The following is a 24,683-nucleotide window of genomic DNA, read 5'->3' as shown; positions in this document are numbered from 1 at the left end:
AAAGACTCAACCGCCCATGGAAAAGAAAAGGCTGGCTTGGGCACAGCAGCCTGAAAAGCCGAGTGATTTGTAAATGGAATCCATATTGACGGCTTCGCGGACAATTCCGGCCAGATGGTCGAGGGCGTCTTCGAGGTCGAACCGCGCCTGAACATTCTCAAGGGGCGAAAGCCCCTTGTCCATGCGCAACTGATCTATAAACCAGCGGCGGAATTCATCCGCATCGAAGAGTCCATGAAGATATGTTCCCCAGACCCTGCCATCAGGTCGGGAAAAACCAAGGGGATTCCCGGCACTGTCTCTTAGGGCCACTCGCAGGTTCTCTGTCAAAGAGACAGTCTGGCCGTGGTGGATTTCGTAGCCATGAACCTGGTGCCCGGATGTGGAATGAACCCCGGTGGTGCGGGTCAGGGTCTTTTCCGGGACTAAGGTCGTCTGAATCGGCAGGAGACCGAATCCTTCCATGCGAGTCGTTTCCGACTCCAGGCCAAACGGGTCGTCGACCAGGTCTCCAAGCATTTGGAAGCCGCCGCAGATGCCTATCATCCGTGTCTTGTGATCGTCGTTGGCCAGTTCCCGCAGAACTGCGGCCATGCCAGTCCCCTTGAGGGCTTTCATATCCGGCACAGTTGATTTGGAACCAGGCAGGATCACAGCATCCGGGGTTCCGATATCGTGGGCATCAGAGACCACTCTGATGCGGACATCCGGCTCCATATAGAATGGGTCAATATCGTTGAAATTCGATATGCGTGGCAGATCAATGACCACGATGTCCACACACTCCGCGTCAGGAAGACGTTCCAGGCTGTCTTCCGGTCTGAATCCTTCCTTGAATGAAACAGAATCCTCCTCGGGAAGGCCGAGGGAATGGATATATGGAATGGTCCCCAGGACCGGCTTACCTGTATGCTCAAACATTTGCCCGAAAGCGGGATCAAGCAGGCTGGGGTCCCCGCGGAAGCGGTTGATGAGAAAACCCTCCACATGGTCGCGTTCTTGTGGGGTCAAAAGATTCATGGTGCCGACGATGGAGGCGAAGACGCCGCCTCGATCGATGTCTCCGGCCAGCATGACTCGTGCCTTGGCGTGTCGCGCCATAGCCATATTCACGATGTCGTGGTGTTTGAGGTTGACCTCGGCAGGGCTGCCAGCACCTTCAAGGACGATGACATCGTATTCATTCGCCAGGGAGTCATAGGCTGTTTTCACCGCTTCCCAGGCTCTTGGTTTGTAGCGAACATATTCACGTACGGACATATTGCCCACGGGTTGGCCCATGACGATGACCTGCGAGCCTGTATCCGAGCCTGGTTTGAGCAGGACCGGATTCATGCGTACTTCCGGGCGTAATCGGCACGCCATGGCCTGGGTGACTTGCGCCCGTCCCATTTCTCCGCCCGATTCCGTGACATAGGAGTTGAGGGACATGTTTTGGGCTTTGAACGGTGCCACGGAATACCCGTCCTGAAGCAGAATGCGACAAAAAGCCGCTGTGAGAACGGATTTCCCGGCGTTGGAGCTGGTTCCTTGGAGCATGAGGGCCGGGGTGCGCTTGGTTCGTTTGACCACTGGGCCACGGCCGGTGCCACTGACTGCTTCCATGGCCTTGATCAGCCGTTCATTGTCTCTTCCATTGCGGACAGCCACCCGAAACCAGTTATTATCCAGTCCCTCGTAATTGCCGCAGAGCCGGATTGCGATACGATGTTCGGTCAGGAGGCGATCAAAAAGAGGCACTGCATCCTGTCCGATACGCTCCACCCGGCAGAGCAGATAATTTGCTTCTCCCGGCATGACCTTGATGCCGGGGATCTGGCGCAGTCCCGAGGCGAGGTTCTTGCGCAAGAGGGTGGTCTGCTCACGAGTGTGAATCGCGTATTGTTTATCACGCAGACAGCGTGCCCCTATTTTCTGGGCTAGGGTGTTCACGGACCAGGCAGGCATGTTCTGCTTGAGCCGCAAGATGATATCCGGGTCGGCAAATGCCAGCCCGAGCCTGATGCCGGGGATGGCAAAAAATTTGGTCAGAGATAGAATCGTTATGACATTGGAAGGACGATTGCGGATGAGTCTGTCTGTCCCTTCGGGCCGGAATTCAGCAAAGGATTCGTCCACGATAAAGCGGCTTTGCGGGAACATGGTTGCCACTTCGCGTAGGTCCGCTGCGGAAAATGTAGTGCCAGTGGGATTGTTCGGGCTGCACAGGAAAACCACGGAGGGAGTCGCCAGCAGAGGACCCATGGCCGGGAAGTTTATTTGGAAGCCCTCGGCCATGGGGACTTCCCGAACTTTCAGCCTGTGAGCTTTGCACGCACGCGCGTAATCCACATAGGTGGGGGAGGGGATGATCGCCTGGCTGTAGCCTCCCAACCCTGCGGCGGCAAAGAGCAATTCGGACGCGCCATTGCCCGCAATGACCTGGGTGGGCCATACTTTATATAATTCGGAGGCGGCCATGAGCAGATCATGAGAGTCGGGGTCTGGGTAGGAGTCCACACTCTGTAGGGCGTGCCCGACAACCTGCCCGAGCCATGGTGGTGGGCCAAGAGGATTAACGTTTGCAGAGAAGTCCACTATTTCATGGGGGGAGCATTTGGCTTGTTCTGCCATGCGTCGAAGGTTGCCGCCATGGGCGAACTTCTGTTCGTCGAGGATATCTGGAACGCCTGCGAAGACCGATTGTTTAACCATATTATTTAATCCCGAAAACACCGGTACACAGAGGTTTCCGCATGTTCTTCAAGAAGTCTAGAAATTGTTGAGATCAACTCTCTATCTACGTTGAAACCGGGCCGGAGACAAGAGGGGAAAGAGGGGATTCTCTCGAAAATAACATCATGCTGGATGTTAAAGGGGGCTTCATGTCTCCTTGTGAAATCCTCAAACAAATTACACTTTGTGATTGACTTTGATTTTCAATTTCAATTAAGCCGTGAGGAACAGGCTCACACATCACAAAGGAGAAAAACATGCCTAAAACCTTGATTGTATTCGGTTCAACCACCGGCAACACGGAAAATGCCGCTGACACTATCGCCAAACATTTGGAGAAAAACGAGTACGCAGTTGATATCCGTGATGCATCAGACGTGTCTGCGGACGGACTGGCGGACGGGTACGAACTGGTCCTCTTTGGCTGCTCCACCTGGGGCGACGATGAAATCGAGCTTCAGGACGATTTTATCGCGTTGTATGATGACCTTGAAAAAGCTTCGCTCAAGGACAAGCCAGTCGCGGTCTTCGGTTGCGGAGACTCCAGCTATACGTATTTCTGCGGTGCGGTTGATGCCATTGAAGAGAAATCTGAACAGCTGGGAGCCAAAGTGATCGTGGAGTCGCTGAAAATTGACGGCGATCCGGATGATGACGAAATCATCAAGTGGTGCGACCAGATTATCAGCAAAAATTAGTTGGTAAGGGGAACTGACGTCTGACGCAACCGGCGTGGATCGACATTGGGTCGATTTTCCCCCTAGGATCTGAAAAGCCGTCCGACATGGACGGCTTTTCAGAAGAGAAGCGAATGGGGGATTCTTTTTTTGAAGGTTAGACCGAAGCGACGATTGCAGCCACTTTTTCTTCAATATAGGTTTGCATTTCCTTGAGCTTTTCCTGAGATATCGTCGGGATTGTTTCAGCCAGCTGACAGACTTCCTCTTCCTCCATTCCCATAGTCGCCTGGACCATGAAATCTTCCAATTCGTTCCCCTCCGGCAGAGGACCACAGCCTCCGACGGCACCAACCAGTTCCCCATTGACGATGACCGGAACGCTGATCTTGGCAAGGCCGAGATCACATTCCTCGACAAATGGCAACCGTTCCTCTCGTGTCAGGCGAACGAATTCCTGCCCGGCCGGGGCACAGATGCCGCCGACCCCCTTGTCGCTTTCACGAATCGCCTTGCACAGCGAGTTGCACCACAGGCGTCTGTTGGTGACTCGTTTGCCGTCTTCTTCCACGACTTCTGCGTTGATATGATATTTTTCGTGAAGGTCTTTTTCCAATTCAAGCCATTTTCCCATGGGCATGAGGTCTGTCATTTTCATGATATCTGTCTCCTGGATGCGGTGAGGTCAAATCAGACTCAAGTCATTGATGCCGTTCAAGCACTGCCTTTCGAGCCTGGGAAAAGAAGATAAGCATACCTCCGGGGGGTGTCCAGAGGTGAAGGAGAAACTCGTGTGTCAGGAAGGGGAGGTGGCTCCCTGTTTTGCAGGGGAGGGGGTGGGATTGATCAGAAACCGTGTTCTCTCAAGTAGTCCATGGTGAGAGTTGATTTTGTTTCGGCTTTTCCCTTTGCAGCCCAGGGCGTGACCATGCGCTCGACGTATTTGCCGATGATATCCGTTTCCATATTGACCTTGCGGCCGGGTTTCCAATTGGAAATGGTGGTGGCTTTTTGGGTCTCGGGAATGATGTTCACTTCGAGCCAGTCTTCGCCGCACTCGTTGACGGTCAGCGATATCCCATCTAACGCGATTGAACCCTTGGGAATGACATACCTGCCATGGGCAGCATCGAAAACGAGTTTATAGATATTTGATTCTCCGGCAGGGCGGACTTCTGCGACTTCGGCAAGAGCATCCACATGACCCGCGACAATATGTCCGCCGAAACGATCGCCCATGGCCATGGCCCGTTCCAGATTGGCTTCGGAGCCGACACGAAGTTCTCCCAGTGAAGTGACGGACATGGTTTCGCGGCTGGCGTACGCGGTAAACCAATTGTCGCCATGGGTCTCCACTGTCAGGCATGTGCCGTTGACAGCAATGGATTCCCCCAGTTCGATCCCCGGAAGGTCGAAAAGCGTTCTTATGCGAAAGCGTGTCTCTGCGCCGCGATTGTCAGCGGCCTCTATGCGGCCCATGCCCATGATCAGTCCTGTGAACATACGGATTCCTTGTTTCATGCTGTCTTGCACGTCGTTCTATCAGGGAGATGGCCGGGTGTAAATCTCCGGCAGCACGAGGTCTTGATCTCTCAGGGGAACCCTCAGGCCGGTGGGCATTCGGTTGGTGCCGCAGGGGGCGGAGTTCACCGCGAAGTAACAAGTGGCTGAGAATTTTCCGGGTGGACTCTGTTGTTTGTCAACGAGAGGTTACTCCTGACGTGGCAGCATGGTCAGGACCACGTCCTGTCCGCTGGTTTCGGTTTGAGTAATGCGGTAATTCACGGTTTCAGCCATGCTGACATTCTGGCGGCCGGAGTAGGCCGATGGTGCCAGGTCATCGCCGAGAATACGGGGGGTGACGAAGTGGATCAGTTTGTCCGCGAGGCCTTGCGAGATACACTCCATGGCCAAGCGGCCACCACCTTCAATGAGCGTGTAATGGCATTGGTGGTCATACCTGAGCCGTTCGAATCCCAGGGAAAGGTTGAAGCAGCCATCTGCATCGTTGAGAGACCAGACACTGGTTCCCCGTTTCCGAAGTGCATCGGCTTCAGGGCTGTGAGCGGCCTTTTCCGAGGTGAAAAAGATGGTTTTTTCCGGTCGCTGTCTGAGCAGTGTGAAGTGCTGCGGTTCCGCTGGCAGACGAGAGCTGACGATGACTGCCAGAGGTTGCCTGAAGTTCGGATCAAGCCCATCCAGACGGCATGAGAGGCTGGGGTTGTCGGCATAAAAGGTTCCGCCGCCCACAACCACGGCATTCACCATGGATCGCAGGCGATGAACGCGCTCAAATGATTCCGGGCATGAGACCGGTTCCGGCTTGTGTTGTCGTGAAGCAATTTTCCCATCAAGTGTCGCAGCCATTTTGATGATATTATAAGTCGAATAGCTCCTTTGCCAGAGAAGAAAATCTGCGATCAAGTCCCGGCATTCCTGCTCTAGTATACCGACCTTGACGGTGATCCCATGCTCCTGCAATGTCTCGATCCCTCCTGCCGCCAGAGGGTTGGGGTCGCGGGTGCCGATGACAACTGTTTTGATCCCGGCCTCGATGATGGCCTGTGTGCAGGGAGGGGTCTTTCCGTGATGATTGCATGGTTCCAGAGTGACAAAGAGGGTCAGCCCTCGCGGGTCGATATTTTTTTCTTCGGCATCTGCCAGACATTCCCGTTCTGCATGGAGGTGCCCATATTTTTTGTGCCAGCCTCCGGCCACGATATGTCCTTCGCGAACCAGAACAGCCCCGACACAGGGGTTGGGTGCCGTGGTTCCTCTTCCCAGTGTGGCGAGTTCGATGGCGCAGGCCATCAATTCTTCCGGACTAGATGAATTCACCTTGCATATAGACATAATTCACCCCCGCTTCCTTGAGCATTTCTTCTGACAACTCGTCATTGTAATCTTCGGCGTAGAAGATGCTTCGCACATCGCAGTTGATGAGCATCTTGGTACACAGGATACACGGTTTGGTGGTACAGTAAATGTCACATTCCTTGAGATCGAGTCCATGGGTCGCAGCCTGGATGATGACGTTCTGTTCCGCGTGGAGCCCTCTGCAAAGTTCATGGCGTTGGCCAGAAGGGATACCGAGTTTTTCGCGGAGACAGCCGACTTCTTCGCAGTGAGAAATATTGGAGGGAACCCCGTTGTATCCGGTGGCAAGGATTCGCTTGTCACGGACAGCGATGGCTCCTACCGCACGGCGGGTACAGGTGGAGCGCTGTGCGACAAGATGGGCAATGCGCATGAAATAATCGGGCCAGGGAAGTCTATTGGGCATGGTCTTTCCTCAAACGGTCAAGCTGGTGTGCAACGAAGGGTCTCTTCTACCATTTCTTGAAACGAAAGGAAACGGCCAGCACCGGGAAGAAGCTGATCAGATGGATGGGCGGAAGTATTTGGAAATGATTTCGTGATATTCACTGATGCCGTTTGGTCCGTTCTTTTTCAGGTCATCCAGAGCTGTCTGGATTTTAAGGATTTCGATGTCGTCAGTCAGTGGATAAAAGGCATAATACATATCCACGTCGCGGAATTCCAAAACCATTTCATAATCGTTTGGATCAATGCCTATTTGCAACATGCCGTACAGGGCTGATGATTTAGGAAAGGCGAGAAGGTCGATCTGCCCTGAGTGGAGCATTCGAATCGCCTCATCATTATGATCAAATCGAGTCAGATTTTCCAGGGGCACGCCCTCTTGTACGAGGATCTTTTCCGGGGCACTTCCCTTGATTGTGCCTATGCGAAATGAAGTGGCTTCCTGGAAATTTTTAATGGGGATATGAAGTTTTTTCGAAGCGATGAGGCCAAGTTTCGCCGTATAAATCGGGCCGACCCATTTAAACTCTGCAATACGGGATTCGGTGCGTGCCATACCGAGGCAAATCGTCTTTGGCGTGGTTCGGGTTATGTCGTATGATTCCTGCCAGGGAGCGAAGACTATATCGTCAATTGTGAAGGCGAATCCGGCTTTTTCCATAATTCGGATCAGGACATCACTGGCGATGCCCGAGGCTTTGTCGTCCTGAATAATTTTGATAGGAGGAAGTTGGGTGATGAAGGCTTTGAAATCTCCCGCCGTCGAAAGAGACGGAAGGATCAGGATAAAGAGCAGAATGCCCATTGTTATATTACTACGATGGTGCATGCTTGAACGTATAAGGAGTGGCTTTTTTTTGGCAAGAGGAAAACGAGGGTTATAATGGCTTGAGAATAGTGGTACCCCGGCCTGGGGCACGATTCAGCCTCCGCCTCCTCCGCTACAGGCAGTCATGGGCGCGGTAGGGTGTGACCTTTTCGACTGGTTGTCTCCAGATTCAAGGTTGGCGAACAGACGTTCATGAGCTTTCCCGTTGCCTCTGCACCATACTGGGAGGCAAATAGGTTTATGCTCTCGTCCAAAGGTCAACTCCTCAAATGAGTGCCCACAAGCACTGCAACCATATCCGTAGATAGTTGCGTAGGTTTTAGTGTGTCTATACCGATTTTATGGATATGAAGAGGGGCGCGTTTTTTTCTTGAAGAAGTCAAGATTCGTCCTTTTGCACAAATTACACAGTATGTGCAGAAAATAATGCAGACAATTGCACTTATTTATGTGCACATGATCTTGGTATCTGCGATTTATTTAAATAATACAGCATGATAAGAACTTTGGCACGGCAGATGCTTATACCAGTGGCAAGAAGATCAACACACTCTCATCTTCCTCCGAGCAAATGTTTCATTCGAACAGTAATTTTTTACAGAAGGAGTCATCACATGAAGAAAAACATTACCATCACAGCTCTGGCCACAGTCCTGGTTCTCGGTATGGCAGCAATGTCAATTGCAGGTCCCGGTTACGGCCACGGTCGCCGAGGTGCTTGCGGCGGCAACGGTCCGAACTCGGCCTATAGCCAACTCTCGCCGGAAAAACAGGCTGCGGCTGACAAGATTTTTCAGAAGTACGCTGATCAGATGTCTGAATTACGGACCGCCATGTGGACCAAGCATTCCACACTGCAAGCCATGATCAACGGCGGCGATGCCAATGAAAAGAAAATTGGCAAGCTGACTTCAGAAATCTCCGAATTGCGTGACAAGATGCGCGACATGCGCGGGCAGATGGGTGAGGAACTGGCACAGGCTACCGGTATTACCTTTGCGGGCGGATTTGGCGGGTGCCCCTCATATGGCGAAGACGGGTGCCCCGGTTTTGGTGGCCCCATGGGGCCTGGATTTGGTCGCGGCCATGGTGCGCACAACGGCATGTACTAGATGAACATTTCCGATTAACGGGAAAACAGGAATAGGCGGAGCGGTTCTTCACGGGGAAGAATCGCTCCGTCATAAATTTCTTTGAATGTCATGGGCCATGAATTCCATGGTCGGCATAGTGGAGAATGAGGGCTGGCATCAGGGATTGCATCCGGGGGATGATGCAGGGAGATCACTGATTGCATGCGGCTGAGTTGCTTTTGGCCCTTCTCCATGAGAACCTGACGCTGTCTTATGGCGTAAAGGATGTCCCCTGACTCGAAAGACACGGTTTTATAGTGGCGAGTCTGTTTTTTTGTTGCCAGTGGCAATGAAGCCGCCGGAACCGATCGGCTTGAGTCTTTTTCGACCTTCCCATTGCACTCGTTTAACCTGATGTCCTGCCATTTCCGGTGGATCTTGATGGGGGGCGAAGGCAAAGGGGCAGGCATGATGGTACAGCCCCAAAGATGTTTACAACGCACCCTGGGGAGACTAGAGAGGCGCGATGGAAGTCCATTCAAGCGGGAAAGAAAAAGGGCCGCTGGTTGCCCTGGTTCTGGCACTGATCGTGTTGGGGCTTGGCAGTCTGTATCTGACGTGGCGGTCGATAGCCCATCAGCGTGAGCTGGTGGAGGATCACATGATCATGACTGGCTCCTCCATTTTGCGTGGGGTTGATAACAACCTGACTCGTATCATGCGTTCCTTGCGTATGAATTCCCAGGCCGCTCCCCTTTTCCCTGCCATGGCTGAAGAACTTTTCACTGAACTTGCCAAATCCGAGGATATTGTCTTTATCACTTTGTATGATGACGACAGCCATGTGCTGGTGACATCCGACAAGGGCAAGAACAATCCATCTCTAGAGTTGCCGGGAAATGTGACTCGTAATATCGAAGTTGGTCGGGCCTGGCATGTGATGGCCGAATTCGGCAAGCAGGGAGTGCTCATTTCCGGCCTGAAGGTCAACCCCGGCATTGCCGCGCTGGCGACGGGCAAAGCCCCGCAGGGGAGGGGAGACGGCATGATGCATCAGGGTATGATGATGGGACAGGGACGCGGGCATGGAGCGGATCGGTTTGATCGCGAACCTCCGCCGATTTATCTTGTCGTCGGATTCAATGCTGAAAAGCATCTGGACCAATTCCGCCAGTATCGTCGGGCTGCAACCTACCAGACAGGGTATGTCTTTCTCGCCGCAGTTGTTCTCTGGTCATTGGTTTTCGCATATCTCAGAAGACGGGGTGAAGGCCGCAAGCTTGTTCGCATGGAGCGTTTTCAGAACAAGCTGCTTGATAACATGCCTGACGGATTGGTGACACTCGGTGAGTCCGGTGAAATCATGGCGGCCAACCATTCTGCCAAAAAATTGCTAGCCCCTGCCAAGGCCGAGGGTGAAGAGGAAGGAAACGGTCAAGCGGCCCCGGAAATTATCGGCGTCAACTGGTGCGATTTTCCCTTTGGACGGCATATTGATGATCTGACCTGTATTGCGCCGTACGAGTGGGAGCAATTCGATTATCAGGGCCGCCAGTTGGAAATTCTGTCCCTGCCGTTTCAGGCCAGCGATGAGGACGCCGCTCCTGAATTGGGGCAACGTCTTGTCCTTCTACGAGATCGGACAGAAATCCGTTCCCTGGAGGAAGATTTGAACGAAGCCAACCGTCTTGCCGCCATTGGTTCCCTTGCCGCAGGGGTGGCTCACGAAGTTCGAAATCCCCTGAGTTCCCTGCGAGGTTTTGCCCAGCTCTTTGCCAATAAGCTTAAGGGACAGCCCCCTCTTGATCAATATGCGACCACCATGGTGCAGGAGGCCGACCGGCTGAACCGTGTCGTCACGGACTTGCTTTATCTGGCGAAACCCCGGCAACTCGATCCCGTGGCTGTCAATCTTTCGGACGTGGGGGAATCGTTGAGACAGCTTATGCGGTTTGATTTTCAGAGCAAAGAGACGGAGTTAACTTTTGAGTTCGGCACTGATCCAGCTTATGCGGATCAGGATGCCCTGCGGCAGATATTGCTCAATCTCATTTCTAATAGCCTGGATGCCATAGCCGCCTGTCAGGACTGCGACAAGCCCGGACATATTTGCCTGACTTCAACACATGAAGATGGTGGTGTCTGGATCACCGTGGCCGATGATGGGCCGGGTATGGACCCTCTCATGACCGATGATGTTTTCAAGCCTTTCGTGACCGGCAAGAAGACCGGGACCGGGCTTGGGCTGGCCATTGTTCAGAATATCATGCGTGCCCACAGGGGAAAGGTTTTCATTGATTCGTTGCCGGGTGCGGGCCTCAGGGTCAATCTGTTCTTCCCGGACAGGGATACCGAAGCCCGTTCATAGGCCGTGATTGGTTTGAAATGTTCAGAAGGAACCGGAGTACATATGGACAATAGAATAGTCTTGATCGTGGATGATGAACCGGGCCACAGATTGATGGTGCGGGCCGTGCTGGAAGATGACGGCTGGACTGTCCTTGAAGCAGACTCTGGTGAGCGTGCTTTGAGCGTGCTGGCCGAGGAAGCCGAATCCGACACGTACCCTGATGTTGCCATGGTGGATATGAAAATGCCCGGCATGGATGGGATGCAGCTGCTCAAGGAATTTCAGGTGCGTAGGCCTGGTATGCCCGTTGTGTTGCTCACGGCGTTCGGGAGTGTAGGCAGTGCGGTGGATGCCATGAAAAAGGGTGCATTCGACTATCTGACCAAGCCTGCCGACAATGATGAACTCGTTGCCGTGATGGGCAAGGCCTACGAATATCACACGTTGATCAAGGAAAATATCCGCCTCAAGGCTCAGGTCGGTGGCGAGCCGGACTTTATCGGGGCCAGCCCCGGTATCGAACGGGTACGTGATCTCATCGGTCAAGCCGGTCCCAGTGAGGCGACGGTGCTTATTCTCGGCCAATCAGGAACAGGTAAGGAACTGGTGGCCGAAGGACTGCACCGGGCGAGTAACCGGAGCAATCGACCGTTGATCAAGGTCAACTGCGCGGCGCTGCCTGACGACCTCCTCGAAAGCGAACTCTTTGGATATGAGAAAGGTGCATTTACCGGGGCTGTCAAGGATAAGCCCGGACGTTTTCAACTGGCTGACGGCGGAACGCTGTTTCTCGATGAAATAGGTGAGATGCCTGCTGCACTTCAGGCGAAACTGTTGCGCGCCTTGCAGGAAAAGACCATTGAACCTCTGGGATCGGTGAAGACCGTCAAGGTGGACACGCGCATTATCGCCGCGACAAACCGGAATCTCAAGGCCGAGGTTGCTGCCGGACGATTCCGTGAGGATCTTTTTTATCGACTCGCCGTGCTTGAGATTCGTATCCCTCCTCTGTGCGAACGCAAGGAGGACCTTCCTCTGTTGGTCAGCTTTTTGTTGCGTCGCCTCGGAAACAAGAACAACAAGATCATTCGAACCGTGACTCCCGCATTTCTCGATGCCTTGTCCGGATATGATTGGCCGGGGAATGTGCGTGAGCTGGAGAATGTTCTCGAACGTGCGCTGATTCTTTCCCGGTCAGATGCCCTTGGTCCCGATCTCCTCCCCCCTCAGGTGGCAGGAGCCCGCGAGGCCGCTTTGGATATGACAAGTGGTATTGAGCCGGAGATCCTGTCTCCGATGGTCAGCACCCCTGCTTCTTTGGAGGAAGCCGAGAAGTTGGCAATCATGCGGGCCTTGGAAGAAAATGGAAACCATCGGGAACGTACGGCAGATGCTCTTGGGATCAGTCGGCGAACTCTCCAGTACAAGCTCAAGAAATTCGGATTGACGCGCCGCTAGGATCCTGTATGCCCAAAAGATTGACCATAGAGACCTTCGTTCTTGGCCCTGATGAAACGAACTGTTACTTACTCAGTGTCGGGGATGAAGCGGTGGTTATTGACGTCGGGGTGGCTCCTCAGCGTCTTGTTAGGAGGATAGAGGAAAAAGGCTTTGATCTGAAAGCCATCTACCTCACGCATTTTCATCTTGACCATATAGGCGGCGTCAAAGAGGTGCTCTCCCGTTTTGATGTGCCTGTTCACGCCAGCGGGCAGGATGATTTTCTCAAAGAAATATCTCTTGAGGCCGGGGGGCTTCGGGAATTTGTTTCCCATATCGATTTCGACTTTCAGCCAGTCGGGCCTGGTGCGCGAACTGTACTCGGTCAGCCCATGCTGGTTCTCGATACCCCCGGACACACTCCGGGAAGTCTTTCTTTTTTCTTCCCCGCTGCCCAATGCGTTTTTGTGGGAGACCTTATTTTCATGATCGCGGTGGGGCGAACAGACCTCCCTCGTGGCTCCGGGCCGGAATTGATCGGGTCCATCCGTTCGCGCCTCTTTATTCTGCCAGATGCCACCCGTATCTATTCCGGGCATGGTCCCATGACAACAGTCATTCACGAAAAGGAAAACAATCCTCATTTCAGTCCGGGAATTTTCAAATGATTCCCACTTTCAGCGACGCTTTTTTGTCATAAACCCCTTTTGCTTCCTGTTGTTTTCTTTTAGAGTCATGAAAGCTGTCTGCTTCAAACTGATATAGGATCACCTCATGGCCGAACATACGGATGCCAACGGAAATACGATGGATGTCGCCCCGGAATTCTTGGAGGCGGCAAAAAAACTTCTGACCAGACGTTTTAAGTTCGTCAAAAATCCCGATGATTCCATCAAACGGCTGGCCCGTCATGGTGCGCGATTTGTGGCTCATGACATGGCTCTCAATCCCCAGCATTACGCATATTCCCCGTCAGAGGAAGCGCTTCCGTTGATTGAACCGCTTGATCCTCTGGATATCCTGAGAAAAGAGCATCAACTTCCTTCATTGCCTCAAGCCTTTTTGGAGTTGCAGCAGGCCATCAATGCCGATGCCACTTCGGCTGATGATCTTGCGAATATCATCAGTCAGGACCCGAGCCTAACTGCTTTTCTGTTGCGGATGGTCAATTCCGCTTTTTATAGTCTCCCCATGCAGATTGATACAATCTCCCGTGCAGTCACTGTGGTCGGTGTCAACCAGCTTTCCACTCTGGCCGTGGGAACATCGGTGCTTTCTTTGTTCAAGGACATCCCCGCCGAGGTCCTGGACATGGAATTGTTCTGGAAGCATTCTGTCACATGTGGCCTTATCGCACGTCGGCTGTGTCGCATCACGGGCAAGGGAGATCCCGAGCGCGCTTTTGTCGCCGGACTTCTCCATGACATAGGCCAACTCATCCTGCTTCAGGCTGAGCCGGAAAGGGCCGTCGCAGTTCTGTCTCATGCCAGAAGCAAGGATATTCTGCTGTGGGAACAGGAGAAAAAATTATTGGGATTCGACCATGCCACGCTGGGAGGGATGTTGCTCCGTAAATGGAATTTCCCCTTTGTCCTCGTTTCTGCCGTGATCGAACATCATACACCCAAGGAAAATCTCAAGGAGGATGAACCCGCTCTGGTTCATTGCGCCGAAACCATTGCCACCGGACTGGGTGTCGGCTCCAGTGGTGAATTTTTCGTGCAGCCGCCCAATCCGAAAATATGGGCATCCATGGGGCTGACCCCTGACAGAATTGATGAGATGATCGAAGATCTTGATGAAGAACTGGACGAGGCGTTCGGGATTCTGATCCCCCAATAGCCTGAATTGACATGCTCAGGGCAAAACCGTACTTCTCTCCATCCAAAAGACCTCAAGGAAGAAAATTATGCTTTATGAAAAAGTTCAAGCTGTGCTGGAAAAAGTTCGTCCCATGTTGCAAAGCGATGGTGGCGACGTCGAACTTGTGGACGTTACCAAATCCGGTATTGTTCAGGTTCGACTCACCGGAGCCTGCAAAGGATGCCCCATGTCCCAGATGACGCTCAAGAACGGCATCGAGCGGATTGTTCTCAAGGAAGTTGCTGAAGCCAAAGGCGTTGAAGCCGTTGATTAGATTACAGTGATATTTTTGTGTCTGTTTTCGGCAGATGGGGGGAAGGGGAGAGAGGGAACCCTTTGTAAAGGGCTTCCCTCTCTCCCCTTCCCCCCCATCCCCTCTCTCCTAAATTTTTTCTCTGCACATGTGTGCGGGTAAGTGAAGTCCCGGTGTCCTGGGGGAATATGGAAGCTGGCCTTGATGTTTCGATCCAATGAATGTCAGGCTGTGACCGGAGCGCTCCGCGAAGCGCACTATGAAGTTTTGGAAGATTCTCAAGAAACCCTTTTTCAAAAGGCTTTTTGAGCCGCCGGAGGCCATTCTTCAACATCACTTGAAGATTGATTGAGGCAAAAAAAACTGATGTTATTTATATTTGACGAACCGGTAAGATATGAACTCTGATGTTTCGATCCAATGAATGTCAGGCTGTGGCCGGAGCGCCCCGCGAAGCGCACTAAGAAGTTTTGGAAGATTCTCAAGAAACCCTTTTTCAAAAGGTTTCTTGAGCCGCCGGAGGCAAAAACCGGCATATAAGGAGATATTTGTCATGACGAAGATTGTTTCTCGATTTGCACCAAGCCCGACGGGGTATTTGCATATTGGTGGTGCTCGTACTGCGCTATTTTCCTGGTTGCTGGCTCGTGCTGCTGGTGGAGAATTTCGCCTTCGCATTGAGGACACGGACCGGGAGCGGTCCACTCAGGCGGCAACGGATGCGATTATAGATTCCATGAAATGGCTGGGGCTGGAACACGATGGCGAGATTGTATTTCAGTCTTCCCGTATGGAAAGGCATAATGAAGTTATCGATCAGCTCCTGGATGCAGGGCATGCCTATTATTGCCAATGTTCCAAGGAAGATGTGGATGCCATGCGGGAGAGGGCCATGCAGGAAGGTCGGAAACCCAAGTATGATGGGACATGTCGGGCCATGGGGCTGAAAGAGGGCGTTGTTCGTCTGAAAACTCCACAGGACGGCGCGACCGGATATGTCGACATGGTCAAGGGGCATATCAGCGTGGAGAATGTGGAGATGGACGATATGATCTTGCGCCGGAGCGATGGAACTCCGACCTATAACCTGGCCGTGGTGGTTGACGACCATGATATGGGTGTGAACACGGTTATGCGTGGTGATGACCATGTGAACAATACACCGCGCCAGATTCTGATTTACAAGGCTCTGGGGTGGGAGGTGCCGCAATTCGGTCATGTTCCGATGATTTTGGGACCGGACAAGAAAAAGCTGTCCAAACGTCATGGTGCGCTGTCGGTGATGGAGTATGAGAAGATGGGCTATCTGCCTGAGGCTGTGTGCAACTATTTGGCACGGCTTGGATGGTCGCATGGAGATCAGGAACTGTTCAGCATGGATGAGATGGTCCGGTTATTCAGCACTGACAATCTCGGCAAATCACCGTCGGTGTTTGATCTGACCAAGTTCGAATGGGTGAATGGTCAATATATGCAGGAAGCAGCCCCGGAGAGAATCGCCGATCTGCTGCATGAATTTCACATTCGCGAGGTGGGAGAAGAAGCAGCGAAAGCTGTTGACAAGGCGACTTTCTTACGGATCGTTCCTCTCTTGCAGACTCGTGCCAAATCAGTGATTGATATGCTGGAACAGGCTCAACCGTTCATCGTGGATGCATCGGCTTTGCCATACGACGACAAAGCAGTGGAAAAATTCCTGACCGAGGAGACCCGAGCTTTGCTGTCGGAAATTCTTGAACGGATGGAAGCTCTGGAAGAGTATTCCGAGAAGTCACTGGAGGATTTGCATCGGCAGTTCTTGGAGGATAAAGACATAAAGTTCAAGGCCATTGCTCAGCCTATTCGTGTGGCTATCGTCGGTAAGACACAGTCTCCTGGTTTGTTCGAGACCATGATTGCGCTTGGGAAAGAGCAAACTCTGGCTCGGTTGAAAAGAGCGATTACATTGTAATTCTCAACATGGCTATAAACACGAGAAGCCCCTGCCGGACCATCCGGTAGGGGCTTCTCTGTTACGGAGAGGACACGAGTATCGCGCTGAGCTAACGGAGTTCGTGTTTCATGCGATCATAGGTCTGCTTGTCTATTTTACCCTCGGCATATCTGCTTTTGAGCGTGTCGAGCGGAGAGAGGGAACCCGACGTGGCGACAGGGGGCTTGCGGAGTACCCTGACTGCCAAAAAAACAACCAGACCGATGAGAAGTATTTGAAATAAACCACCCATATGAAAAGGGGAATATCCGCTCATGCCCCACCCAGAGCCATGCCCGAATCCTGAACCAGTACACCATGTGCTGAAAGTATTGAAGAGTGTCATTGTTGCTTTCCTTGTCTTTTACTTCACATTTGCATGTGGCGTGCCAAGGAAGTAATCGAGTAATGACGGTATGTTAAAGTGACTGTGGTGTGTTTTGTCTTGTGCATTTGTGCAATTTTAGTGTCAACAGGAAGACAGAAAGTGCACAGGTTCCTATGTGAGGGGCAGTTCGATAATAAAAGTGGCACCTTCACCGGATTTTGATTCGACCCATATGGTGCCATGGTAATGGTTGATGATGTCCCTGCTTATGGCCAAACCCAGTCCTGCGCCATTGGGCTTGTCGTCAGCCGGGCCGACATGCCCGGCTTGGTGGAATATTTCAAAAATACGCTCCTGTTCATGAAAGGGGATGCCCGGTCCGGTGTCACTGACCTCAAATCGAATGGTGTCTGGGCGTGGGCGATGGGCAGAGAGGGTTACCGATCCTTTGGCTGTGAATTTGGCCGCATTAGTCAGTAAGTTGAGCAACACCTGAAGCAGACGGTCAATATCCACAGTGATATCAGGTAAATCCTCGTCAGTCTGTGTGAGCAGTTCGAGTTGAGGGTTGTTGTCGAATTGACCGCTGGCGGATTGTGCAGCCATGTGGATCAATTCGGTAGGGTGAACCTTCTGGTCATTCCATTCAGTGTAGCCCATTTCGATTTTATTCAGGTCCAAAACGTCATTGATAAGCCGGGTTAATCGATTTCCTTCGTGAATGAGAATATTAAGATTTTCGACGATTTGTGAACCTTTGGTCAGGAGTTTGGGGTTGTCCTTGGCCAGGGGCCAAAAATGATTGGCAAAATTTTTGAGGATCAATTTGGAGAATCCCAGCAATGATGTGAGCGGGGTGCGCAGTTCATGTGACACGGAAGAAACCAGAGTGGATTTGGTCTCATCCAGTTCCCGAAGCCGTTGGCTGACCTGTTCTGCATCGTCTTTGGCCTTGGTGAGTCGCTGCTCCATATCTTTCCGATATGTGATATCTCGAACCAGCCAGACCGTTCCCTGTACCTCAGATTTATCACCAATGCGTGAAATGCGCGCTTCAAACCACGTGTTACCGGTCTGAAGCGGCAGTTCATATTCCAGTGTTTGTACCGTGCCTGTCTCAATACATTCATGGATGATTTCGAGAAATTTATCAGCACTGGGTGTGGGGAGAACCTCATGCATCAACTGCCCTTTGAGTTCGAGAGTGTCCTTGTAAAGAAGGGTTTCCTCCGGTGTATAGATGTCTTCATAGCGGCCATCCATGTCGAGAACGAACATAATGTCGGGCATGGCCTTGATAAACGCCGCAAGTCGCTGTTCCCGTTGACTGATGACCTTGTTGGCTTCTTTCAGTTCCTTGATAGTTCGTTCGATGGCGGTTTGCATGGCGTCAAAGCTTTTGGCCAGGTCACCTATTTCGTCGTCCCGATCTACGGGGAAGGAAAATCCTCGTCCGTCCAGGCGAAGGGCATCGGCCACTTGTTTGAGTTCTCGCAGTGGGCGGGTCACCCTGCGACGGGTATAGTCGATAATGACGGCTGAGGTGAGACAGATGCAGAAAAGGGAACCGAAGATGAAAAGCGCGGCAATGCGCCATTTTTTGGCTTTGGCTTCATGAGTGCTTGCTTTAACGAAAACATGAAAGAAAGGTTTGGCTCCAGGAAAAGCGACAAGGGGAGTTATGGAGATCACGCTCACATTGTTTGGTTTGTATATTTCCTTATCAGTGCGGATCAGAGCGGTCAGATTGTCGGCTTGTTGAGGGTACTCAGTCAGGCTGTTTCCCACCATGGATTGGTCAAAGGCATAATAAATACGTCCGTCCGATCCGATGACCATGGCATCGAGAAATTCGTTGCCAACCAGGTCTTGCATGACGCCGATATCCGAGACGGATTCGTATTTGAGAAGTTGTTTGTTCATCAATTGGCCAGGAAGGCGAACCGACGCTTCGAGATTTCTGTCTATTTCCCAGGAAAAACGTTCGATGTAGAAAAGTCCGAGGGATACCAGCACCAGGAATTCTACCAGGAGAACAACTGTGCCAATATTGAATATCAGGCTTTTCTTGTATACATGCATACCCGTTTCCGTCCCTATCTGATCGTATGAATCTGTTCGTGAATCCGGTCTGCAAGAGCATTGAGAATCGAATTGATGGTCATGGGATTCTTAATGAAATCTGCAAACGCAGCAAGCCCGAGCCTGGCCATTTCCGGTGGTGTTGCCAGATCGTAATTGAACGCCCAATGGGGAGCAACCCGAATGGCGTGGAGCAGTCTCCTTTGCATTGGTGAGTAAAAAGTCAAAGGGATGAGGCGGCTCGGGGAAAGTGCTCCGGCAGATCGACTGAGCGCCATTTGCGGGCCTGGGGCCGCGAAATGTATAAGCGCTTCCAGTGCCTTTTCTCGCCTCGCTTTGCTGGCAACGGCAATGACGTCAAGAGGACCGAAGGGAATTCTTGCGATAGACTCATCCATGATCGGGAATGGGAAAAAATCGAAATCAGTCCCCTGTCGCCAATTAAGTTTTTTTTCGAAGATGGTTATTATTCGGCTTTCTGAGAGAGTCATCGCGGCCTTGCCGTCATGGACCAGTCGAGCTGCTTCCTCCCAGTCGAGAGCATCGGGAGAAGTGTTGAAATACTTGGCGTCGAGAAGTGATTTCCAGATGGTGAAGACTTTTTTTACCTGTGGGTCCCGGTAGGAAGCTCTATTTTCCATTAGGGCTTGTCTGTATTTCGGGCCTGCTGTTCGGAGCAGCAGGGCGTCAAACCAGAACTGGGCAGGCCATCCTGCCTTTGAACCAAGGGCAAAGGGGGGTATTCCGGCGCTTTTGAGTTGGTCGCATGCGGCAATGAATTGTTTCCATGTCGTGGGAGGCATGATGCCATGCTGGGCCAGGATTCGCTTGTTATAGAAAAAAACGACAGGGTGCATAGCCACTGGCAGTGCGTATTTGTGGCCTTTGACTGTGCATGCTTCGGAAATCGATGGCGGAAAGGCCTTATCCAAATCGGTTTTCGCCCAGAGTGTGTCAATCGGAGTGATGGCCGTTTTATTGACAAGACATTGGATTCGCGCTCCTGCCCATGAAGTGAGCAGATCAGGCGGGGAGTGTGACGAGAGGAGGCTCTCCAGGCATGTTCCCGCAGGCAAGCCCGGTGTCTGAATTTTGGCGTTGGGTATAATCGTTCTGATGATCTGGTGCACTTCAGGAGTTTTTCGGCCGGAAGTCTCAGCCCAACAGTGCAGGAATACCAGAGGAGAATCCGTGGCAGGAAAGACGGCAGAAGGCCACAAGCCGGTCAGCAGGAAGGTCGCTAGCCATATAAGACTGAAACCTCTGAGCGTGAGCATCTCTTCCTCCCCCCCTTATGCAATTCGATTGGCGCTCAGGTTGGAACGGGTACCTTATTTCTTATATAGTATAAAATGAGTGTGCAATAAAAGGTATTATAGTCATGGAGGGCTGTGAAGAGAAACGCAAAAAAGCTGCTACCGAGTCAATTCGGCAGCAGCTATGCTCATAGAGCGAAATGCTGGGAGACTTAGGCGCCGGTCTTTGGGGCGGCGACGGGCTTGGTGATAGCTCCGTTACGAATGCAGCGCGTGCAAGCCTTAATGCTCACAACCTGCCCGGACTCCAACTGGTGGCGGACCTTTTGCAGGTTAGGCATGAAACGGCGTTTGGTCTTGATGTGGGAGTGGCTGACATTGTTGCCGCTCTGGGGACCTTTACCACATATATCGCAAACCTGGGACATTGCGACCTCCTCGCGTATTCTTATAGAATCGTTTGTTTTTCGTGTTGAGTCGCTGCATGAGGTTGGTAGCTTCCTCCGTCAGCGGGAGTGATTCATTACCGAGCCTTTTCACAAATGGCAAGGGTTTTTTTCTTGACAACGGAAAAACTTCCCATATAGGAAGCAGCGGTTGCCCGAACACTCGCGGTGCCCTTTGTGGCCAAAAAACCGCTTGTCTGGAAAAGATCGCTGCCTGGTCAAAATGGCTCTTGCAGAGGCTTTTTAGTGTAACGTTTTTGTATGTCGGGTACAAGGGCAACGGAGGAAATTATGCCTGATCAATGGATAGCAATGAGTGATATCTCCGCTGAGGGTCGAGAGATGACTTTCGATGACCAGTCGCTGTGGCACGAGGGATGGAAAGAATTTTCCATTGACGTTCAGCCCTGCGAAGATCTGGTCGCACAGGTCTTTATTCTGCCTCAAGGAGAAAATGCCGCTTTGGTACGGGGTACTCTCAAGGGAAGTGTACGGATGGCATGCGATCGATGCATCGAGTCCTTTACTCTGCCTATTGAGACAACCTTTGATTCCTACGAAGCTCTTCCGGAGGAAGAGGATGACGAGGAGCCGAGGGTTCGTACGGAAAGCGGGCAGCTGCAACTCAACATCGGTGCCATCCTTTGGGAAGAATTCGCGATCATTTTGCCTGTCAAACCGCTGTGTTCCGACGGCTGCAAGGGGATGTGCCCCAAGTGCGGCAAGGACCTGAACAAGGAAGCGTGTGCGTGTGAGCAGGATGAGGGCGACGAAAGGCTTGCGGTTTTCCGCAACTTGAAGATAAAGTAACGCCCCTTGCACGGACATCGGTTCTCCGTTTGTGCGTGTGATGAAATAACAGAAGACATCATAAAACGAGGTATACATCATGGCAGTCCCCAAGAAAAAGACTTCCCGGTCCCGCAAAGGCATGCGCCGTTCTCACGATAACGTGGCAGTTCCAAACGTTGTTTACTGCGAGTGCGGTGAGCCGAATCTTCCCCATCGCGCTTGCGCCGTGTGCGGCACCTACAAGGGTCGTCAGGTAGTCAGCAGCGAAGATGCCTAGCAACGACGCGCAGATGGCTCCACGCATTGCCGTGGATGCCATGGGGGGCGACTTTGGCCCTCATATCGTCGTTCCCGCTGCGGTCGAGGCCGCGCGCGAGGGCATAGCCATAATCCTCGTCGGAGATGAGGACCGTATCAACGCCGAGCTTGCCGATCTCTCTATCGACGGGTTGGATGTCTCTGTGGTTTCGGCAACCCAGGTTGTCGAGATGGATGATAAGCCCGCAGACGCTTTGCGCCGAAAACGGGATTCCTCCATCCAAGTTGCTTGTCGACTTGTCAAATCCGGAGATGCTGACGGCGTGGTCTCTGCTGGGAATTCCGGTGCCACGGTTGCCTGCGGCATGTTTGTGCTCGGGCGAATCAAAGGCGTCTTACGTCCTGCCCTGGCCGGAATCATGCCGACGGAGAAAAAACCTGTCGTCCTTCTGGATGTCGGGGCCAATGTCGATTCCAAACCGCAACATTTGCTTCAGTTCGGCCTTATGGCTGACGTCCTGGCGCGGCATGTGCTTGAGATGGACAACCCGTCTGTGGGGATTCTGTCCATCGGAGAGGAAGAGGGCAAGGGCAATGCCGCTGTTCGTGAGGCATTTGATCTCTTGCGATCTTCCAAGCTGCGCTTTATCGGCAATGTTGAAGGGCGCGATATATTTACCGGTGACGTGGACGTGGTGGTCTGTGATGGTTTTGTGGGTAATGTTGCGCTCAAGCTGTCCGAAGGACTTGCCAAATCCATGGGACGTATCCTGAAGCGCGAACTGACTTCAAGCTGGCTCTCGAAACTTGGAGCAATGCTCTCGCTGGGCGCTTTCAAACGGTTTCAGAAAGTTGTTGATTATGCCGAGTATGGCGGAGCCCCGTTGCTTGGTCTCAAGGGTGATGTCATCGTCGCCCATGGCAAGTCCAATGAACTCGCCATGATCAACTGCATTCGTATGGCAGCCACGAGTGTGCGTAACAAAGCTCACGAGCATCTTGCCAAAGGATTGGCCGCGCATAGCGACCTGGTTGGAAAATCGGAAAAAGCAGGAAAGGACGCTGCCTGATCGGTCAGTGGTGCAAGACTCTGCACTGCTTGACCGAACCAGGGCAATCCCTTACATCACCCCCCATGAACAAGAACTTCGTCCTACGCGGCTTTGGGCGGTACGCTCCCGAGCGAATCCTCACCAATGCCGACCTTGAAAAAATCGTCGATACGTCCGACGAGTGGATCACCACTCGCACAGGCATCAAGCAACGTCATATAGTGGCTGAAGACCAGGCTGCTTCTGACTTGGCTTATGAAGCCGCCAAACACGCCCTTTCCCAGGCTGGCATGGATGCCAGCGAATTGACCCATATAGTCTGCGGCACCTTTACCCCTGATTCCGTGATTCCGTCCTGCTCCTGCCGTATTCAGGAAAAGCTTGGTATTACCGGACAGATGTGTGTTGATATCCAGGCTGCATGTTCAGGGTTCCTCTACGCACTTCAGACTGCACGCGGGTATTTGATGCTCGAACCGGACAGCAAGATTCTGGTGGTGACGGCTGAGGTCGTCTCCCGCAGAGTGAACTGGGAAGACCGTACAACGTGCGTTCTTTTCGGCGATGCTTCCGGTGCAACGATCATGACCGCCAATGACAAGGATGAGGATCTGCCTGAACTCGTGGACGTCATGCTCGGTGCAGACGGCAGTCTTGGCGACTTGCTTGCTGTGGACGGGGGCGGATCAGCTCATTCCTACAAAAAGGGTGATGTGATCGGTGATGAATATTTTGTCAGAATGCAAGGCCGTGATATTTTCAAACACGCTGTGCGAAACATGGTCGGTGTGTCTCAGAAATTACTGGCCAAGCACGGTATTGATAAAAAAGAGATCGATGTCCTGATCCCGCATCAGGCCAATTGGCGTATAATTGATGCCGTGGGCAGGAAGTTCGATATCGCTGAAGAGAAAGTTTTCTGCAACATCGACCGCTACGGGAATACTTCCGCAGCATCGGTGCCATTGGCCCTGTCAGAGGCCGTCGAGAGTGGCTTTATCAAGAAGGGTGACCTTGTGCTCATGCCGGCCTTTGGTGGTGGATTTACCTGGGGTGCCGGTTTGATTCGCTTTTAGGCATTCAAACATGTGTTTCGCTATACTTTCGTAACACAAGTATGATAGACGACTGCACCATGTCGCACCCCTGAAATTTGCAGTCATGAATCAATTGGTATAATGGGTGCAGATCAAAGAGAAATTCACGAGGTATATGATACATGAGTGATCTTCCTAAAGTCGCGCTGGTCACGGGTGGTTCCCGTGGCATAGGTCGAACAATCGCCGAGCGACTCGCTGCCGAGGGCTTTGAGGTCTACCTGACCTACGTAAGCCGCCCGGAAGAGGCAGACAAGGTGGTTGCAGCCATTGCGCATAACGGTGGCAAGGCCAAGGCCTTTCAACTGGACTCCGGAGATCGTGACGCTATTGCCGATTTTTTCAAGACTGAGATCAAAGGCAAGGCAAACCTCGAAGTGCTGGTCAATAACGCGGGCATCACTCGCGATGGCCTGATGATGCGTATGAAGGATGATGACTGGGATAAGGTCATTCAGATCAATCTCACCGGTTGTTTCTCCTTTCTCAAGGAAGCGTCCAAGATTATGGGCAAGCAACGTTCCGGGCGTATCATCAACATTACCAGCATCGTCGGCCAGATGGGGAATGCCGGTCAGGCCAATTATTGTTCCGCCAAGGCAGGTCTTATAGGCCTGACCAAGTCCGCAGCTCGTGAGCTGGCAGGGCGTGGGATCACGGTCAATGCCGTGGCTCCCGGCTTCATTGAGACCGATATGACAGCCGAATTGCCTGAAAAGGTCGTCGAAGCCATGTTGGCACAGATCCCGTTAAAATCCCTCGGGCAGTCCGAGGATATCGCAGCCGCAGTCGCCTTTCTGGCCGGTCCCGGAGCAGGGTATATTACCGGACAGGTCTTGGGCGTTAATGGCGGTATGTACATGTAATCAAAGAAAA

Annotated in this window: 24 protein-coding genes; 13 read left to right on the top strand and 11 right to left on the bottom strand. The window is 52.3% G+C overall.

What is annotated here, in order from left to right; all coding sequences use genetic code 11:
- Window positions 1–6 precede the first annotated feature (6 nt).
- Window positions 7–2,694: a cobyric acid synthase gene (locus BN4_RS08195; RefSeq protein WP_015414914.1), complete on the bottom strand. Its 2,688-nt coding sequence runs from the start codon at window positions 2,692–2,694 to the stop codon at window positions 7–9.
- A 278-nt stretch (window positions 2,695–2,972) separates the two neighbouring features.
- Between BN4_RS08195 and BN4_RS08190 the strand changes: the two genes are divergently transcribed.
- Complete coding sequence (locus tag BN4_RS08190) at window positions 2,973–3,413, top strand: flavodoxin (RefSeq protein ID WP_015414913.1); 441 nt, start codon at window positions 2,973–2,975, stop codon at window positions 3,411–3,413.
- A 136-nt stretch (window positions 3,414–3,549) separates the two neighbouring features.
- Here BN4_RS08190 and BN4_RS08185 read toward each other — a convergent pair whose 3' ends face one another.
- The 5 genes from BN4_RS08185 to BN4_RS08165 all read right to left on the bottom strand — a co-directional run bounded on the left by BN4_RS08185 (window position 3,550) and on the right by BN4_RS08165 (window position 7,521).
- Complete coding sequence (locus tag BN4_RS08185; RefSeq protein ID WP_015414912.1) at window positions 3,550–4,050, bottom strand: PocR ligand-binding domain-containing protein; 501 nt, start codon at window positions 4,048–4,050, stop codon at window positions 3,550–3,552.
- A 188-nt stretch (window positions 4,051–4,238) separates the two neighbouring features.
- Complete coding sequence (locus BN4_RS08180; protein WP_015414911.1) at window positions 4,239–4,895, bottom strand: riboflavin synthase; 657 nt, start codon at window positions 4,893–4,895, stop codon at window positions 4,239–4,241.
- A gap of 207 nt (window positions 4,896–5,102) precedes the next feature.
- The gene (gene ribD, locus BN4_RS08175) at window positions 5,103–6,245 is read right to left on the bottom strand and encodes a bifunctional diaminohydroxyphosphoribosylaminopyrimidine deaminase/5-amino-6-(5-phosphoribosylamino)uracil reductase RibD (protein WP_231856593.1); all 1,143 of its coding nucleotides are present in this window, start codon (window positions 6,243–6,245) and stop codon (window positions 5,103–5,105) included.
- Window positions 6,217–6,675, bottom strand: a complete 459-nt coding sequence (locus tag BN4_RS08170; RefSeq protein WP_015414909.1) for a deoxycytidylate deaminase — start codon at window positions 6,673–6,675, stop codon at window positions 6,217–6,219. The genes ribD and BN4_RS08170 overlap by 29 nt, the downstream gene beginning before the upstream one ends.
- A 96-nt stretch (window positions 6,676–6,771) precedes the next feature.
- Window positions 6,772–7,521, bottom strand: coding sequence for a substrate-binding periplasmic protein (locus BN4_RS08165; protein WP_041720229.1), 750 nt, complete (start codon window positions 7,519–7,521; stop codon window positions 6,772–6,774).
- 638 nt (window positions 7,522–8,159) lie between these two features.
- Here BN4_RS08165 and BN4_RS08160 point away from each other — a divergent pair.
- Complete coding sequence (locus BN4_RS08160; RefSeq protein ID WP_015414907.1) at window positions 8,160–8,657, top strand: Spy/CpxP family protein refolding chaperone; 498 nt, start codon at window positions 8,160–8,162, stop codon at window positions 8,655–8,657.
- Window positions 8,658–8,671: 14 nt separating this feature from the next.
- Here BN4_RS08160 and BN4_RS08155 read toward each other — a convergent pair whose 3' ends face one another.
- Window positions 8,672–9,088, bottom strand: a complete 417-nt coding sequence (locus BN4_RS08155; protein ID WP_041720227.1) for a hypothetical protein — start codon at window positions 9,086–9,088, stop codon at window positions 8,672–8,674.
- Window positions 9,089–9,144: 56 nt separating this feature from the next.
- Between BN4_RS08155 and BN4_RS08150 the strand changes: the two genes are divergently transcribed.
- From BN4_RS08150 to gltX, 6 genes are all read left to right on the top strand, one after another.
- Entirely contained in the window at window positions 9,145–10,986 is a 1,842-nt protein-coding gene (locus BN4_RS08150) for a two-component system sensor histidine kinase NtrB (RefSeq protein ID WP_015414905.1), read from the top strand.
- A gap of 42 nt (window positions 10,987–11,028) precedes the next feature.
- On the top strand, window positions 11,029–12,426 hold the full coding sequence (locus BN4_RS08145; RefSeq protein WP_015414904.1) for a sigma-54-dependent transcriptional regulator: 1,398 nt from the start codon (window positions 11,029–11,031) through the stop codon (window positions 12,424–12,426).
- A gap of 8 nt (window positions 12,427–12,434) precedes the next feature.
- On the top strand, window positions 12,435–13,076 hold the full coding sequence (locus BN4_RS08140) for an MBL fold metallo-hydrolase (RefSeq protein ID WP_015414903.1): 642 nt from the start codon (window positions 12,435–12,437) through the stop codon (window positions 13,074–13,076).
- A gap of 106 nt (window positions 13,077–13,182) precedes the next feature.
- Window positions 13,183–14,250, top strand: a complete 1,068-nt coding sequence (locus tag BN4_RS08135) for an HDOD domain-containing protein (protein ID WP_015414902.1) — start codon at window positions 13,183–13,185, stop codon at window positions 14,248–14,250.
- Between the two features lie 67 nt (window positions 14,251–14,317).
- Window positions 14,318–14,545: a NifU family protein gene (locus BN4_RS08130; RefSeq protein WP_015414901.1), complete on the top strand. Its 228-nt coding sequence runs from the start codon at window positions 14,318–14,320 to the stop codon at window positions 14,543–14,545.
- A gap of 532 nt (window positions 14,546–15,077) precedes the next feature.
- Window positions 15,078–16,475 carry a glutamate--tRNA ligase gene (gene gltX, locus BN4_RS08120; protein WP_015414899.1) on the top strand — a complete coding sequence of 466 codons (1,398 nt, stop codon included), beginning with the start codon at window positions 15,078–15,080 and terminating at the stop codon, window positions 16,473–16,475.
- A 91-nt stretch (window positions 16,476–16,566) separates the two neighbouring features.
- On the opposite strand, the gene BN4_RS08115 is transcribed toward gltX, so the two are convergent.
- The 4 genes from BN4_RS08115 to rpmB all read right to left on the bottom strand — a co-directional run bounded on the left by BN4_RS08115 (window position 16,567) and on the right by rpmB (window position 20,590).
- On the bottom strand, window positions 16,567–16,842 hold the full coding sequence (locus BN4_RS08115; RefSeq protein WP_051053249.1) for an SHOCT domain-containing protein: 276 nt from the start codon (window positions 16,840–16,842) through the stop codon (window positions 16,567–16,569).
- Window positions 16,843–16,995: 153 nt separating this feature from the next.
- A complete protein-coding gene (locus tag BN4_RS17155; RefSeq protein ID WP_015414897.1) occupies window positions 16,996–18,906 on the bottom strand; it encodes an ATP-binding protein in 1,911 nt (636 codons plus the stop codon).
- Window positions 18,907–18,920: 14 nt separating this feature from the next.
- Window positions 18,921–20,183 carry an ABC transporter substrate-binding protein gene (locus tag BN4_RS08105; protein WP_015414896.1) on the bottom strand — a complete coding sequence of 421 codons (1,263 nt, stop codon included), beginning with the start codon at window positions 20,181–20,183 and terminating at the stop codon, window positions 18,921–18,923.
- A gap of 191 nt (window positions 20,184–20,374) precedes the next feature.
- Window positions 20,375–20,590, bottom strand: coding sequence for a 50S ribosomal protein L28 (gene rpmB / locus BN4_RS08100; protein ID WP_041720224.1), 216 nt, complete (start codon window positions 20,588–20,590; stop codon window positions 20,375–20,377).
- A 309-nt stretch (window positions 20,591–20,899) separates the two neighbouring features.
- Here rpmB and BN4_RS08090 point away from each other — a divergent pair, with 309 nt between their 5' ends.
- From BN4_RS08090 to fabG, 5 genes are all read left to right on the top strand, one after another.
- Window positions 20,900–21,418, top strand: a complete 519-nt coding sequence (locus BN4_RS08090; RefSeq protein ID WP_015414893.1) for a DUF177 domain-containing protein — start codon at window positions 20,900–20,902, stop codon at window positions 21,416–21,418.
- A 79-nt stretch (window positions 21,419–21,497) separates the two neighbouring features.
- The gene (rpmF, locus tag BN4_RS17540; RefSeq protein ID WP_083863088.1) at window positions 21,498–21,677 is read left to right on the top strand and encodes a 50S ribosomal protein L32; all 180 of its coding nucleotides are present in this window, start codon (window positions 21,498–21,500) and stop codon (window positions 21,675–21,677) included.
- Window positions 21,670–22,728 carry a phosphate acyltransferase PlsX gene (gene plsX / locus BN4_RS08085; RefSeq protein WP_015414892.1) on the top strand — a complete coding sequence of 353 codons (1,059 nt, stop codon included), beginning with the start codon at window positions 21,670–21,672 and terminating at the stop codon, window positions 22,726–22,728. Before rpmF ends, plsX begins: the two co-directional genes overlap by 8 nt.
- A 65-nt stretch (window positions 22,729–22,793) precedes the next feature.
- Entirely contained in the window at window positions 22,794–23,786 is a 993-nt protein-coding gene (locus BN4_RS08080; protein ID WP_015414891.1) for a beta-ketoacyl-ACP synthase III, read from the top strand.
- A 143-nt stretch (window positions 23,787–23,929) separates the two neighbouring features.
- Window positions 23,930–24,673: a 3-oxoacyl-[acyl-carrier-protein] reductase gene (gene fabG / locus BN4_RS08075; protein WP_015414890.1), complete on the top strand. Its 744-nt coding sequence runs from the start codon at window positions 23,930–23,932 to the stop codon at window positions 24,671–24,673.
- The last annotated feature ends 10 nt before the right edge of the window (window positions 24,674–24,683 follow it).

It is taken from the genome of Pseudodesulfovibrio piezophilus C1TLV30, from assembly GCF_000341895.1.
Classification (GTDB): domain Bacteria; phylum Desulfobacterota; class Desulfovibrionia; order Desulfovibrionales; family Desulfovibrionaceae; genus Pseudodesulfovibrio; species Pseudodesulfovibrio piezophilus.
This window is presented reverse-complemented; position numbering and strand designations above follow the sequence as displayed.

Bases quoted from the DNA above. Each gene is read 5' to 3' on its own strand.
- rpmF (WP_083863088.1), top strand. From the start codon at position 21,498: ATGGCAGTCCCCAAGAAAAAGACTTCCCGGTCCCGCAAAGGCATGCGC.
- BN4_RS08180 (WP_015414911.1), bottom strand. From the start codon at position 4,895: ATGTTCACAGGACTGATCATGGGCATGGGCCGCATAGAGGCCGCTGAC.
- gltX (WP_015414899.1), top strand. From the start codon at position 15,078: ATGACGAAGATTGTTTCTCGATTTGCACCAAGCCCGACGGGGTATTTG.
- BN4_RS08145 (WP_015414904.1), top strand. From the start codon at position 11,029: ATGGACAATAGAATAGTCTTGATCGTGGATGATGAACCGGGCCACAGA.
- BN4_RS08155 (WP_041720227.1), bottom strand. From the start codon at position 9,088: ATGCCTGCCCCTTTGCCTTCGCCCCCCATCAAGATCCACCGGAAATGG.
- BN4_RS08190 (WP_015414913.1), top strand. From the start codon at position 2,973: ATGCCTAAAACCTTGATTGTATTCGGTTCAACCACCGGCAACACGGAA.
- BN4_RS08170 (WP_015414909.1), bottom strand. From the start codon at position 6,675: ATGCCCAATAGACTTCCCTGGCCCGATTATTTCATGCGCATTGCCCAT.
- BN4_RS08105 (WP_015414896.1), bottom strand. From the start codon at position 20,183: ATGCTCACGCTCAGAGGTTTCAGTCTTATATGGCTAGCGACCTTCCTG.
- BN4_RS08135 (WP_015414902.1), top strand. From the start codon at position 13,183: ATGGCCGAACATACGGATGCCAACGGAAATACGATGGATGTCGCCCCG.
- BN4_RS08130 (WP_015414901.1), top strand. From the start codon at position 14,318: ATGCTTTATGAAAAAGTTCAAGCTGTGCTGGAAAAAGTTCGTCCCATG.
- BN4_RS08080 (WP_015414891.1), top strand. From the start codon at position 22,794: ATGAACAAGAACTTCGTCCTACGCGGCTTTGGGCGGTACGCTCCCGAG.
- BN4_RS08090 (WP_015414893.1), top strand. From the start codon at position 20,900: ATGCCTGATCAATGGATAGCAATGAGTGATATCTCCGCTGAGGGTCGA.
- BN4_RS08115 (WP_051053249.1), bottom strand. From the start codon at position 16,842: ATGACACTCTTCAATACTTTCAGCACATGGTGTACTGGTTCAGGATTC.
- ribD (WP_231856593.1), bottom strand. From the start codon at position 6,245: ATGTCTATATGCAAGGTGAATTCATCTAGTCCGGAAGAATTGATGGCC.
- fabG (WP_015414890.1), top strand. From the start codon at position 23,930: ATGAGTGATCTTCCTAAAGTCGCGCTGGTCACGGGTGGTTCCCGTGGC.
- BN4_RS08185 (WP_015414912.1), bottom strand. From the start codon at position 4,050: ATGAAAATGACAGACCTCATGCCCATGGGAAAATGGCTTGAATTGGAA.
- BN4_RS08160 (WP_015414907.1), top strand. From the start codon at position 8,160: ATGAAGAAAAACATTACCATCACAGCTCTGGCCACAGTCCTGGTTCTC.
- BN4_RS08140 (WP_015414903.1), top strand. From the start codon at position 12,435: ATGCCCAAAAGATTGACCATAGAGACCTTCGTTCTTGGCCCTGATGAA.
- BN4_RS08150 (WP_015414905.1), top strand. From the start codon at position 9,145: ATGGAAGTCCATTCAAGCGGGAAAGAAAAAGGGCCGCTGGTTGCCCTG.
- BN4_RS08195 (WP_015414914.1), bottom strand. From the start codon at position 2,694: ATGGTTAAACAATCGGTCTTCGCAGGCGTTCCAGATATCCTCGACGAA.
- plsX (WP_015414892.1), top strand. From the start codon at position 21,670: ATGCCTAGCAACGACGCGCAGATGGCTCCACGCATTGCCGTGGATGCC.
- BN4_RS08165 (WP_041720229.1), bottom strand. From the start codon at position 7,521: ATGGGCATTCTGCTCTTTATCCTGATCCTTCCGTCTCTTTCGACGGCG.
- BN4_RS17155 (WP_015414897.1), bottom strand. From the start codon at position 18,906: ATGCATGTATACAAGAAAAGCCTGATATTCAATATTGGCACAGTTGTT.
- rpmB (WP_041720224.1), bottom strand. From the start codon at position 20,590: ATGTCCCAGGTTTGCGATATATGTGGTAAAGGTCCCCAGAGCGGCAAC.